This window comes from Serratia odorifera (genome assembly GCF_041448735.1).
GTDB lineage: Bacteria > Pseudomonadota > Gammaproteobacteria > Enterobacterales > Enterobacteriaceae > Serratia_F > Serratia_F odorifera.
Genome location: NZ_JBGMUT010000005.1, coordinates 147,747 through 160,920 on the forward strand (window position 1 = coordinate 147,747; position 13,174 = coordinate 160,920).

The following is a 13,174-nucleotide window of genomic DNA, read 5'->3' on the forward strand; positions in this document are numbered from 1 at the left end:
CGCCATTCATCATCGGCAATATTTTTCTCGTTTTTTGCCAGGTGGCGAACATGCTAATCTTGAGACTTGTTGGTTGAAACGAAGTCAAATCATGAGTCGCAGGTTCGTCACATCCTTTTCCTCGGCCTTACTGTTACCGTCGCGCATGGCCTTACGCTGTGCGGTGGCGCTATTGCTCCTGATTGTCTGCACGTTATGGCAGCCGGCGCTGGCACAGATTTCCTATAATAGCGACCTGCCGACGCGCAGCGATATCCAGAATCAGCTTGAGGCGTTGGCCAGGCAAAAAAATCTGACGCCGGTCGAAAAACTGTCACAACAGGATCTCAACCGCACCACCGAACTGCTGGACGCTCTCGAGCATGTCCGGCAGGAAGGGGCGCAGTTGAAACAGCAGCTACAGCAGGCTCCGGTGAAACTGAGGCAGGTGACGGCGCAGCTTGAGGCGATGAAATCGCCGCCGGATGATGCCGCGGTACGTGCCGAACTGCTGTCGCTGTCGCTGCGTCAATTGGAAGGTCGCCTGTACCAAACGCTGGATGAACTGCAAAGCGCGCAGGAAAACCTGTCGACCTACAATAGCCAACTGGTGTCGCTGCAAACCCAGCCGGAACGGGTGCAAACCAGCATGTACACCGCATCGCAGCGCCTGCAGGAGATCCGTAATCAACTGAATGATCAATCGCCGGGGCAGGCGGTGTTGCGCACCAGCCAACAGGAGATGCTGGCTACCGAGCAGGTTTTGCTGAATGGGCAGATCGAACTGCAACGTAAAAGCCTTGAAGCCAATACCACGCTCCAGGATTTGCTGCAGAAACAGCGTGACTATACCAACGGTCATATCGAGCAACTGAACCATCAGGTGCAGATGCTGCAGAACGTGGTCAACAGCAAGCGCCTGACGCTGTCGGAAAAAACCGCCAAAGCGGCGCAGAACCCGGAAGATGCCACCGACATCCAGCACGATGCGCTAGTGCGTAATGAACTGGACCTCAATCGCCAGCTCAGCCAGCGGCTGATTGCCGCAACGCGTGAAAGCAACACCTTGTTCCAACAAAATATCCAGGTAAAAAGCTGGCTCGATCGCGGCCTGCAATCCGAACGCAATCTGAAAGAACAGATCCAGATGCTGAAAGGCAGCCTGGTGCTGTCGCGCATTCTGTACCAACAGCAGCAGAGCCTGCCGCAGGGGGCGCTGGTGGCAGATATGCAAACCCACATTGCCGACCTGCGTCTGGAGCAATTTGACATTAACCAGCAGCGGGACGAGCTGTTCAAGGGCAATGATTACATCGATAAGCTGTTGGCCAATGCCCAGGAAAAAGCCAGCGATGACGTGATTGATGCATTGAATGAAATCATTGATATGCGCCGCGAATTGCTGGATCAGCTTAACCGCCAATTGAGCAATCAACTGACGCTGGCGATTAATCTGCAAATCAATCAGCAGCAGCTCACCAGCGTATACGATTCGGTGCAGGACACGCTGACCCAGCAGATTTTTTGGGTGAACAGCAATAAACCCATCGACCTGGCTTGGCTGAAGGCCTTGCCCGGCGCCATCAAACAACAGTTGGCGTCGCTGGATTTCAAATTCAAAGCCGCCAAACTGCTGGACGGCGGACTGCGTGTGCTGGTGTTCCTGCTGCCGATGCTGTTGATTATCGGCCTGCTGCGCTGGCGCTATAGTCTGATTGACAGCCATATACAAAAGCTCAGCAATGACGTGGGGCAATTGAAGCGTGACAGCCAGCTGCATACGCCAAAAGCGCTGTTGCTGATTTTGCTGAAAGTGGTGCCGGGTGCCGCGTTGCTGCTTGGCGTCGGCTTTTGGTGCTACCGCTCGGAAATCAGCATCAGCGATTTTTTATGGTCGCTGTCACAGCAGCTGTCGCTGTTTTACCTGGTGTTCGGCTTCACCTTCCGCCTGATGGCGCCAGGGGGGATTGCCGAGCGGCACTTCGCCCTCGCGGCGAGCCTGTGCGCGCACTACCGCCGCCAGACAATTCGTCTGGGACTGGCGCTATTGCCGCTGATCTTCTGGTCGGTCCTGGGTGAAAAGGCGCCTTTGCGACTGGTGGAGGACGTGATCGGTCAGGTGGTGGTGATGTTGACGCTGCTGCTGCTGGCGGTGCTGGTATTCCCGCTCTGCCGCGACAGCTGGCGCGAAAAGGGCGCGCATGCGGTACGGCTGGTGATTGTTACCGCCATTGCCGCGACGCCGCTAATGCTGCTTGGGCTGATGTTCGCCGGTTATTTCTATACCACGCTGCGGCTGGCAGGGCGCTGGATCGACAGTCTGTATCTGTTTTTCCTGTGGAATATCGTTTATCTGACCGCCATCCGTGGCTTAAGCGTTGCCGCGCGGCGTTTGGCTTACCGCCGGGCGCTGGCGCGACGCCAAAGCCTGGCGAAAGAGGGCGCAGAAGGCAACGAACCGGTGGAAGAGCCGCCGTTGGCGCTGGATCAGATCAATCAGCAGTCATTGCGTTTGACCACCATGGCACTGTTTCTGCTGTTCGCGACCGCGTTCTATGCGATTTGGTCGGATCTGATCACGGTGTTCGGCTACCTGGACAGCATCTCGCTGTGGCATTACACCAGCGTGGTGGCCGGCAGCAGCCTGCCGCAGGCGGTGACGCTCGGCAATCTGATGGTGGCGTTGCTGGCGGTGATAGTCGCCTATGTCATGACGCGCAACCTGCCGGGGCTGCTGGAGGTGCTGGTGCTGTCACGCTTGCAACTGCGGCAGGGGGCGTCGTACGCCATCACCACCATTCTGACCTATCTGATCACCGCGGTAGGCACCGTAACCGCGCTGGGATCGCTGGGCGTCTCGTGGGACAAGCTGCAGTGGCTGGTAGCGGCGCTGTCGGTCGGGCTGGGCTTTGGCTTGCAGGAGATCTTCGCCAACTTTGTTTCCGGCTTGATCATCCTGTTTGAACGCCCGGTGCGCATCGGCGATACCATTACCATCGGTACTTTTTCCGGTTCGGTCAGTAAAATTCGCATTCGCGCCACCACCATTACCGATTTCGATCGCAAGGAAGTGATCATCCCGAACAAGGCGTTCGTCACCGAAAGGCTGATTAACTGGTCGCTGTCCGACACCATTACTCGGGTCTTGATCAAGGTAGGCGTGGCCTACGGTTCCGATCTGGACAAGGTCAAACAGGTGTTGCTGAAGGCCGCGCACGATAATCCGCGGGTAATGACCGATCCGGAACCGCAGGTGTTTTTCCTGAATTTCGGTGCCAGCACGCTCGATCATGAATTGCGCCTGTACGTACGCGAGCTGCGCGATCGCAGTTATACCGTCGATGAGCTTAATCGCTCAATCGATCGCTTGTGCCGCGAGAACGACATCAATATCGCCTTCAACCAGTTGGAAGTGTATTTGCATAACCAGCAGGGCAATGAGGTGCAGGAAGTGAAGCGTGACTTCAATCCCGGGCCGGAACAACCGGCCGGCTGATGGGCAACCGCTGCGCGGTGTTACGGGGTGCCGGGCAGATACGGCGTGCTGGCACCGCTGCGCTGCATTTTTTCCTGATAGTCCCGTTTGACGATATCCAGCGCCGCCAGCGCGGTGGCTGGATCGATCTCGTTACATTCCAGCAGGTAAATCAGATCGACTGCCAGCTGTAATTCTGGTGAAGCATTTTCTAGGGACATAAATCCAACATTATTTGGTTTGCGATAGGTGAATGAACTCTGACACTGGCTGAGTATAGTGAACCCTGGCCGGGGAGGGGAATATTCCTTCAAATAATGTGATAAAACTTCAAAAACCGTTTTCTTTTCTTTCAATACTGCGTTCTATGCGTGCCAACGCTTGACGGCATCGCATCAACCGGCCTTCGAGTGCCGCCAGCTCCTGCTGTATTTTTTGCTGCCCAGCCAAAGTGGTCTGTCGGCCTAACAGGCTTTCGCGATCCTGGATCATCGCCAGCAAACGACGCTCATAATCCTGATGCTCCGCCAGTTTATGGTACAGATCGACCTGCGCCGGTGCTTTGGGTTGATTCTGACGTCGCAGCGTCTGGGTGGCCAGTTCACGTTGCAGAGCGCCGATCTGCGCGACCAGCTTTTCCGCCAGGAACGCCACTTGCGCGTTGCGATTGTCATGGACGGCGGATTGCAATTGGCTGAAGTTCTTCTGCACCTGCGCCAGGTAATCTCGCAGCCGCGTCCCGTGGTTGGCAAACAACGCGCTATCGAAACGCGCCTGCGAAACCGGTGTATCGCCGCGCGGCGTTACTTCGCTGGCAAGCGCCGCGATTTGCTGCTGCAAAGCCTGTAATAAATGCTGCGTATTCACGCCGATCCCCAAGTTGTACTCACAGAAGCCTAGCTTGCCCGCGATAGTCGTTTGATACAAGCGCCATCGCCATTATCGGCTATTTCGCCAGCAGCTTGAATGCAAAAGAATTTTTGTCTGGTTGTTGCCATCAACAATCCCGATGGCAGCTTTTTTTTGTGATCTCAATTAAAAAGTATAATGGTATACCTTTATATTTTTATCATATTCACTACACTGGGTTGGTGCCAACGTTCCAGGGGGGCGAAGCAAGCAAACGGCTTGAGTCGTCAACAACCGGCCAAACGGGTCAGGTTGTGAATAATAAAAATGACCCGCAGTTGATGCCGGCGTCATACGTTAAAAGGTGCTCAGATGAAACTGTCAGTAATAGAGAAAGTAGGCTTTGGCGCCGGGGATATGGCAATCAATATCATCATGATTGCGATGCAATTGCTGCTGGCCTATTTTTATACCGACGTATATGGCTTGCATGCGGTCGACGTCGGCGTGTTATTTATGGTGGTGCGTTTTATCGACGCCATTATCGATCCGTTGATGGGTATGTATACCGATAAGGTCAATACACGCTGGGGACGTTACCGCCCTTATCTATTATGGTTTGCCCTGCCATTTGGTTTTGCGGTCTATCTGATGTTTATTACGCCAGATGTTGCCTATACAGCAAAACTGGCCTGGGCCTATTTTACCTACATACTGATGACCGTGGTCTATACCGCGATAACCATTCCTTATATCTCAATGATTGGCGTTATTACCGACGATCCGCTAGAGCGATTGAGCGCGAATGGATATCGCTTTGTGATGACCAAGATTGCCGCGTTTCTGGTAACCATCATTGTGCCGATAATGGCGGTGTGGCTCGGCCAGGGTAACAAGGCGCTGGGCTATCAATTGTCTATGGGGCTGATGGGGGCGGTCGGGGCGGCGCTGTTCATCTTCTGCTTCCTGACCACGCGCGAACGTAGCCGACCGGAAATCCCTACCATGCGCAGCGGCGAACAGTTCAGGCTGCTATTGCGTAACGATCAATGGCTACTGCTGGGTGTGGTGATCATGCTGCTGATGTGCGGATATGTGATTCGTGGTTCGGTAGCGGCGTATTACGCCAAATATTATCTGAATGGCGGTGACGCGTTAATTTCACCTTTTTTAACCATCGGCGTGGTGGCTTCGATATTGGCAATGATATCTACCACCTATATAACTCGGACCTATGACAAGATAAAACTGTTCCGTCATACCCAGTTGATGACCTTTATTCTCAGCCTGGCGATGTATTTTCTGGTGGGGCAGGGCGATCTGTGGTTGGCCTTTATCGCCTATTTCCTGATTAATTATTTCTGCGATATGCAAATGCCAATTTTCTGGTCGTCGATTGCCGAAGCGGTAGATTACGGTGAACACAAAAATGGCAAACGGGTTTCCGGTCTGGCTTTTGGCGGCATCCTGTTTTTCCAGAAGTTCGGCATGGGCATCGCCGGGGGAATATTGGGTTTTCTGCTGAGTTATTTCGGTTACCAGCCGGATGCGCAACAATCGCCAACGGCATTGGCCGGCATCGCGCTAATGATGACGATAATTCCCGCTCTGTTTCATTTTGCCATTAGCCTGATCATGAAGCGTTACATCATTAATAATCACTATTATGCCGAGCTGAAGCTAGCGCTTGGCAAGCGAGGCTGATATGCAGACTAAAAATACCGTCTGGGTGATTGGCGATGCCTCGGTCGATCTGGTGCCCGATGACCAACAACGCTATTTGAAATGCCCCGGCGGCGCGTCGGCCAACGTGGCGGTGTGCGTCGCCCGACTGGCCGGCAGTTGCGGCTTTATTGGCCGCCTGGGGCTGGATCCGGTCGGGCACTTTCTGGCACAAACCCTGCGGCGTGAAGGGGTCGACATTCGCCATCTGACCCTCGACCCGGCGTTGAAAACTGCGGTACTGATTGTCGATCTGGCGGCCGACGGCGAACGTTCGTTCAGCTATCTGGTGGCCCCCAGCGCCGACAGTTTTGTCTGCGCCGCCGATCTGCCGCCGTTCGCTGCCAATCAATGGTTTTACTTCAACTCCATCGGCCTGATTCGCCAGCCAGCGCGCGATGCCTGTCTGCAAGGCGCCCAGCGCATGCGTTTGGCGCACGGGTCGGTGCTGTTTGACGTCAACCTACGCGAAGCCATGTGGGACTGTCCGGCTGACATTGCGCCACAAATCGAAAATGCCATTGCCCAGGCGGATATCTGCAAGATTTCGGCCGATGAGCTGTGTCGATTGACTCAACGGCAGGACTGGCGCGCCGCCCGCTACTACGCCCGAGAACTGGGTTGCCCGACCACCGTCATTTCGCTCGGTGACGCGGGGGCGTATCTGATACATCAACGGCAAGAACGGCATTATCCCGCGCTGCCGGTGCAGGTTGTCGATACCACCGGCGCGGGCGACGCCTTCGTCGGCGGATTACTGCTCGAGCTGGCGAAGCAACCGGACTGGCGGCAGCAATCGCTCACCTCGGCGATGCACGTTGCCAATTTTTGCGGCGCGGCGGCAGTAACACAAAAAGGCGCCATGACGGCGCTGCCGGATGCCGAACAACTGGCGGCATTCATGACCCACCAGACCCGATAAACCCCAAGGAGATTTTGATGAACGCAAATTACGACCACGTTTTAGGCTGCCTGATTGGCGCCGCCGCCGCCGATGCGATGGGCGCCGCTACGGAAGTGCGAACACAACAACAGATAAAAGACACCTTTGGCGGCTGGGTGACCACCTTTGTCAAGCCGCCGGCGGATACCTTTGGGCGTTGCAACGAAGCCGGCATGTGCACTGACGATTTTATTCAAGCTAAATATATTATGGATGCACTGCTGGCTCATGGGCGTAAAGTCACGGACTCGGCAATGAAAGAAGCCTTCCAGCGCTGGCTGGATTATCCGTTTTATGCCAATTTTACCGGCCCGACAACGCGCGCGGCGATGAAGGCGATTTTCAACGATCGGCGAGCGTCGCTGCAGGGGGAACTGGAAGGGGAAAAACAGTCGGTACAGATCATCAACGGCGGCAATGCGGCGGCTACCAACGGATCGGCGATGAAGATCTGGCCCGCAGCGGTGCTGCACCCCGGCGATCTGGACGGCGCTATTCAGTGTGCGCTCGACATTGCGCGCTTTACCCACAATAACGTTTTGGCGATGTCAGGCGCGGCCGCGATGGCGGCGGCGATCGCCGAAGCACTCTCGTCCAGTGCCAGCAGCGCGTCGATCGTCGCCGCGTCGATCTACGGAGCGGATAAAGGGCTAGTCCTGGCCGCAGAGCAGGGAGCGATGGCGATCGCCGGGCCGTCGGTCGGTCGGCGTATCGAACTGGCCGTTGCCATTGGCAAGCGTCACCGCCACTGGGAAACCGCGATCGTCGAACTGAACGATATCATCGGCACCGGGCTGCACGTCAGTGAGGCGGTTCCCGCGGCGTTGGGATTATTTGCCTGCTGTGCCGCTACGCCGGTTGATGCTATTATTTCCGCCGTTAATATCGGTAATGACACGGATACCGTCGCAACCATGGTCGGTGCGATTTCAGGGGCATACCATGGTGCTGCGGCCTGGCCTGAACATTACCTGCCTCTGCTGGATAAAATGAACCATTTCTCGCTGGAGGCGCTGGCGCGTTCAATAACCGAATAATGCATAACCAAGGGAAAGCGCTGCAACTTTCCCTTCCAACCTGACCAGGCGAGGTTTTACGTTGGTGGTAGATAAGGCGAGCTATACGCCATTATACAAGCAGTTATATTCCATTATCTGCCATCGGATCCTTGACGGCACCTATCGGCTGGGCGATCGCCTGCCGACGCAAAAAGACATCGCCCGCCAGTTTGATGTATCGCTGATTGTGGTAAAGCAGGCGTGGAACGCGCTGGTGGAAAGCGGCATCATTGCGTCGCAGCGTGGTACCGGCTCGGTGGTCAATGCGTTGCCGGAGGGCGCCAGTTACGGTCATACCTTCCGCGGTATCACCGCCGATCTCAGTTTTTCCCAGATCCGCATCGACAGCCAGATCCTCGACATTGCGCTACGCAGCGCCAAAGATGCCCTGCTGGACGGGTTGAACCTGCCACCCGGCAATAAATACCTGTTTATTTCGCGCGTGCGTTCCGCCAAGGGCAAGCCGTTCAACCATGAGAAAATCTATATCAACCTGGCGTTTTTCCCCGGGTTGCAACTGCAGCCGCAGGATCTGGCCAATCAATCGCTCTATCAGTTGCTGATGGCGCGTTATCAGATCGCCATCGGGTCGGCGGTAGAAAAAATCGACGCCATCTTGCCATCTCGTGAACTGTGTGAACTGCTGCAGATAGCGGCGAATACGCCATTGCTGTCGGTCGCTCGGCAAACTTTTCTCAGCGGTGCCGATCAGCCGTTTGAATATTGCCGTTATGCGGTGCTTTCGGAATATTTTGGCGAGATTCATTATCAGTAGTTCCGGTGTTACAGTCATTGGCATAATGACTCGCTAAAAGGATCGGCATGACGCGTTGGCTGTTGATCGCTGTAGGTTGGGTAGCGGTGGCGTTGGCCACGCTGGGCGTAGTGTTACCGTTGTTGCCGACCACCCCTTTTCTGCTGCTGGCGGCCTGGTGTTTCGCCCGCTCGTCGCCGCGGTTCCATCAATGGCTGCTGTACCGTTCATGGTTCGGCGGTTATCTGCGTCACTGGCAACGGCACCGCGCATTGCCGCCGGGCGCCAAATGGAAGGCGATGCTGTTTATCGTGCTGACTTTCGCCGTGTCGTTATGGCTGGTGAAAATCTGGTGGGTGCGCGGTCTGCTGCTGCTGATGCTGGCGACGCTGTTGATCGTCATGCTGCGTCTGCCGGTGGTTGATCCACAGCAGCACAAACGGCGCTGATGGCGGGGTGAAATTCTTGTTAGCCTGACGTCGTCAACTGACGGCAAGCGTATGAATCTGCAGGCCCCGACGGCGTTCGCCTACCCCTGCGCGGCAGGAAAGATGCAGGGCAGAGTTGCAATTGTCAGCCAGTTTGCATAGATTTGGGCGTTTTCGTGCGCGGGAACCCTCCCTGAACGTCCTTGATTAATGGTTTCGCCCCTTGGGGTGAAGCGGGATGTCAGGCGGCCTGCGTTCCAGTTTCAAGCAGTTTTATCAGGCAATAATTATGACCGCTACTGCGCAGCAGCTTCAGTTTATCAAAGACAGTATCAAAACCATCCCGGATTACCCTAAACCGGGCATCCTGTTCCGTGACGTCACCAGCCTGCTGGAGAATCCGCTGGCTTACGCTGCCAGCATCGAGCTGCTGGTTGAGCGTTATCGCGAAGCAGGCGTCACCAAAGTGGTCGGTACCGAAGCGCGTGGTTTCCTGTTTGGTGCGCCGGTGGCGCTGGCGTTGGGCGTGGGTTTTGTGCCGGTGCGCAAGCCGGGCAAATTACCACGTGCCACGCTGATTGAAAGCTATGAGCTGGAATACGGCACCGACCAGCTTGAAATCCACAGCGATGCCATCAGCGCTGACGACGTGGTATTGGTGGTGGACGATCTGTTGGCGACCGGCGGTACCATCGAAGCTACCGCCAAACTGATCCGCCGTTTGGGTGGCCAGGTGAAAGACGCCGCCTTTATCATCAACCTGCCGGATCTCGGTGGCGAAGCGCGTCTGAACAAGCTTGGCATCGATTGCTACAGCCTGGTCAACTTCGCGGGTCATTGATTTAACGTTCTATCCCGACGAATATCGAGCGACTGGGGCACAGGCCATTGGTCAACGGCGCTGTCGCTCGAAACAGAATGGGCTATCGCGGATCGCCGCACTGCTGTGTTAGCATGACCCTCCAGATTATTCGACTTCTCCGGTATTAATGAGCTATCAGGTTCTCGCCCGTAAGTGGCGCCCGCAAACCTTTGCAGATGTGGTTGGGCAAGAACACGTCCTGACCGCACTGGCCAACGGCCTAACGCTTGGGCGGATTCATCATGCCTATCTATTCTCGGGCACGCGCGGCGTGGGTAAGACCACCATCGCCCGCCTGTTGGCCAAAGGCCTTAACTGTGAAACCGGCATTACCGCTACCCCATGTGGCCAATGCGACAACTGCCGCGAGATTGAGCAGGGGCGTTTTGTCGATCTTATCGAGATCGATGCGGCCTCCAGAACCAAGGTGGAAGATACCCGCGATCTGCTGGACAACGTGCAGTACGCGCCAGCACGCGGCCGTTTCAAGGTCTATCTGATCGATGAAGTGCACATGCTGTCGCGCCATAGCTTCAATGCGTTGCTGAAAACGCTGGAAGAGCCGCCGGCGCATGTGAAATTTTTATTGGCGACCACCGATCCGCAAAAACTGCCGGTGACCATTCTGTCACGCTGCCTGCAATTCCATTTGAAGGCGCTGGACGTGGAGCAAATCCGCAATCAGCTGGAAACGGTACTGCAGGCAGAACAGATCGCGAGCGACGCTCGTGCACTGCAACTGTTGGCGCGCGCCGCCGACGGCAGCATGCGCGACGCCCTTAGCCTGACCGATCAGGCGATCGCCATGGGCGAGGGCCAGGTCACCAGTGCCACCGTCAGCCATATGCTCGGCACGCTGGACGACGAACAGCCGTTGGCGATCCTTGAAGCGCTGGTGAGCGCCGACGGCGAAAAAGTCATGGCCCAGGTGGCGCAAGCGGCAGCTCGCGGCGTCGACTGGGAAAACCTGCTGGTGGAAACCCTGGCGCTGTTGCACCGCATTGCGATGGTGCAATTGCTGCCTTCGGTGCTGGACCATCATTACGCGGCTATCGAACAGCGACTGCGCGAGCTGGCGCGCAGCTTGCCGCCCACCGACGTGCAACTGTATTACCAGACGTTACTGGTGGGCCGTAAAGAACTGGCCTATGCCCCCGATCGCCGTATGGGCGTAGAAATGACCCTGTTGCGAGCGTTGGCGTTTCACCCCAAGGCGCAGATCCCCGAACCGGTAGCGATTACCCCAACGTCCTCGACGCAGGGCGTGACGCCGGCCGTCCCGGCAGCGCAGGCGAGGTCGGCAGCGCCGTCACCGTCAGAGACGCCGCCGCCGTTAGGGCAGGCCGCACCCTCGTCACCGGCGGTAAATTTACCGGATGCCACCGCGCAATTATTGAAGGCGCGCACCCAGTTGCAGCGGCAACAGGGGGCATCTACACCAAAAAAGAGTGAGCCGGCGGCGCCTGGAAGAGCGCGGCCGGCAAACTCGGCACTGGAGCGATTGGCTTCCGTGACTGAGCGCAGCCAGCAGCGTCAGGCGGAAAAAATCGTCAAGGAAAAACCGGCCAAGCCGGAGGCGTATCGCTGGCGGGCGCAAACCGCGCCAGAAGCAGCGCCAGAACCACTGGCGACGCCAAAGGCACTGCGTACCGCGCTGGAACATGAAAAAACCCCCGAGCTGTCGGCTAAACTGGTGGTAGAGTCAATCGCGCGCGACCCGTGGGCGGCGGAAATAGACCGGCTGACTATCCCGAAACTGGTGCAGCAACTGGCGTTGAACGCCTTTAAACAGCAGTCGGAACCCGGCAAGATTTGTCTCCATCTGCGGCCTGCGCAGCGCCATCTGAACACCCCCTCGGCGCAAAAGGCGTTATGCGACGCGCTCAGCGAGCTGCACGGCGGCCCGATTGAGCTGACCGTAGTGGAAGACGAAAACCCGGCGGAGCGTACGCCGCTGGAGTGGCGGCAAGCCATTTATGAAGAAAAACTGGCGCAGGCGCGTCAGTCCATCGTTGCGGATACCAATATCCAGACGCTGCGTCGCTTCTTTGATGCAGATCTGGATGAAGACAGTATCCGCCCCATTTAACCGCTGCGCACCGTGCGCGGCCCATTGCTACGAGAGACGACTATGTTTGGTAAAGGCGGTCTGGGCAACCTGATGAAGCAAGCCCAGCAAATGCAGGAAAAAATGCAGCAGATGCAGGAAGAAGTCGCCAAATTGGAAGTAACTGGCGAATCCGGCGCTGGCCTGGTGAAAGTAACCATCAACGGGGCGCATAACTGCCGCCGTGTGGAAATCGATCCGAGCCTGATGGAAGACGATAAAGACATGCTGGAAGATCTGATCGCGGCTGCGTTCAATGATGCAGCACGTCGCGTTGAAGAAACCCAGAAAGAAAAAATGGCGTCGGTCTCCAGCGGTATGCAGTTGCCGCCTGGCTTTAAGATGCCGTTCTGATGCAAACCAGTCCGCTGCTTGAAACCTTGATGGAGGCGCTGCGCTGCCTGCCGGGCGTTGGCCCGAAATCGGCGCAGCGTATGGCGTTTCAACTGCTGCAGCGCGATCGCAGCGGTGGCATGCGTCTGGCACAGGCGCTGACCCGTGCGATGTCGGAAATCGGCCATTGCGCCGATTGCCGCACCTTCACCGAGCAGGACATTTGCACCATATGCGCCAATCCGCGTCGTCAGCAAAACGGCCAGATTTGCGTGGTGGAAAGTCCGGCGGATATCCATGCCATCGAGCAGACCGGCCAGTTCGCCGGCCGCTATTTTGTGCTGATGGGCCATCTGTCGCCGCTTGACGGCATCGGGCCCGGCGATATCGGTCTCGATCGGCTGGAGCAACGGCTGGAACAGGAAAGCATCAGCGAAGTGATCCTGGCCACCAACCCGACGGTGGAAGGCGAAGCAACCGCCAATTACATCGCGGAAATGTGCGGCCAGTACGGCGTACTGGCCAGCCGCATTGCGCACGGTGTGCCGGTAGGCGGTGAATTGGAAATGGTCGACGGCACCACGCTGTCGCACTCATTGGCCGGTCGCCACGCCATCAAATACTGACGCACTTCCCTGACGGGGCGGCTTCGCCCCGTCAGCTT

General features: G+C 56.7%; 12 protein-coding genes and 1 other annotated feature. Of the genes, 10 read left to right on the plus strand and 2 right to left on the minus strand.

Annotated elements, in window-relative coordinates:
• Nucleotides 1-91 precede the first annotated feature (91 nt).
• Nucleotides 92-3,475 carry a mechanosensitive channel MscK gene (gene mscK / locus ACCC84_RS14875; RefSeq protein WP_371902028.1) on the plus strand — a complete coding sequence of 1,128 codons (3,384 nt, stop codon included), beginning with the start codon at nucleotides 92-94 and terminating at the stop codon, nucleotides 3,473-3,475.
• A 20-nt stretch (nucleotides 3,476-3,495) separates the two neighbouring features.
• On the opposite strand, the gene rsmS is transcribed toward mscK, so the two are convergent.
• Nucleotides 3,496-3,675, minus strand: a complete 180-nt coding sequence (rsmS, locus tag ACCC84_RS14880) for a pleiotropic regulatory protein RsmS (RefSeq protein WP_004954523.1) — start codon at nucleotides 3,673-3,675, stop codon at nucleotides 3,496-3,498.
• A 109-nt stretch (nucleotides 3,676-3,784) separates the two neighbouring features.
• On the minus strand, nucleotides 3,785-4,321 hold the full coding sequence (priC, locus tag ACCC84_RS14885; RefSeq protein WP_039992402.1) for a primosomal replication protein PriC: 537 nt from the start codon (nucleotides 4,319-4,321) through the stop codon (nucleotides 3,785-3,787).
• A gap of 354 nt (nucleotides 4,322-4,675) precedes the next feature.
• Here priC and ACCC84_RS14890 point away from each other — a divergent pair, with 354 nt between their 5' ends.
• The 9 genes from ACCC84_RS14890 to recR all read left to right on the plus strand — a co-directional run bounded on the left by ACCC84_RS14890 (nucleotide 4,676) and on the right by recR (nucleotide 13,136).
• Nucleotides 4,676-6,007: an MFS transporter gene (locus tag ACCC84_RS14890; protein ID WP_371902029.1), complete on the plus strand. Its 1,332-nt coding sequence runs from the start codon at nucleotides 4,676-4,678 to the stop codon at nucleotides 6,005-6,007.
• Nucleotide 6,008: 1 nt separating this feature from the next.
• A complete protein-coding gene (locus ACCC84_RS14895) occupies nucleotides 6,009-6,947 on the plus strand; it encodes a PfkB family carbohydrate kinase (protein WP_004954513.1) in 939 nt (312 codons plus the stop codon).
• 17 nt (nucleotides 6,948-6,964) lie between these two features.
• Nucleotides 6,965-8,005 (plus strand): ADP-ribosylglycohydrolase family protein, encoded by a 1,041-nt coding sequence (locus ACCC84_RS14900; protein WP_273868983.1) that lies wholly within the window; start codon nucleotides 6,965-6,967, stop codon nucleotides 8,003-8,005.
• 61 nt (nucleotides 8,006-8,066) lie between these two features.
• Nucleotides 8,067-8,801, plus strand: a complete 735-nt coding sequence (locus ACCC84_RS14905; RefSeq protein ID WP_039991036.1) for a GntR family transcriptional regulator — start codon at nucleotides 8,067-8,069, stop codon at nucleotides 8,799-8,801.
• 47 nt (nucleotides 8,802-8,848) lie between these two features.
• Nucleotides 8,849-9,229, plus strand: a complete 381-nt coding sequence (locus ACCC84_RS14910; protein ID WP_004954505.1) for a DUF454 family protein — start codon at nucleotides 8,849-8,851, stop codon at nucleotides 9,227-9,229.
• A 268-nt stretch (nucleotides 9,230-9,497) separates the two neighbouring features.
• The gene (gene apt, locus ACCC84_RS14915) at nucleotides 9,498-10,049 is read left to right on the plus strand and encodes an adenine phosphoribosyltransferase (RefSeq protein WP_039992400.1); all 552 of its coding nucleotides are present in this window, start codon (nucleotides 9,498-9,500) and stop codon (nucleotides 10,047-10,049) included.
• A 148-nt stretch (nucleotides 10,050-10,197) separates the two neighbouring features.
• A complete protein-coding gene (gene dnaX / locus ACCC84_RS14920) occupies nucleotides 10,198-12,159 on the plus strand; it encodes a DNA polymerase III subunit gamma/tau (protein ID WP_004954501.1) in 1,962 nt (653 codons plus the stop codon).
• Nucleotides 11,492-11,556, plus strand: a sequence feature (DnaX frameshifting element). It overlaps the preceding gene by 65 nt.
• 42 nt (nucleotides 12,160-12,201) lie before the next feature.
• The gene (locus ACCC84_RS14925) at nucleotides 12,202-12,531 is read left to right on the plus strand and encodes a YbaB/EbfC family nucleoid-associated protein (protein WP_004954498.1); all 330 of its coding nucleotides are present in this window, start codon (nucleotides 12,202-12,204) and stop codon (nucleotides 12,529-12,531) included.
• A complete protein-coding gene (recR, locus tag ACCC84_RS14930; protein ID WP_004954497.1) occupies nucleotides 12,531-13,136 on the plus strand; it encodes a recombination mediator RecR in 606 nt (201 codons plus the stop codon). Before ACCC84_RS14925 ends, recR begins: the two co-directional genes overlap by 1 nt.
• Nucleotides 13,137-13,174 lie beyond the last annotated feature (38 nt).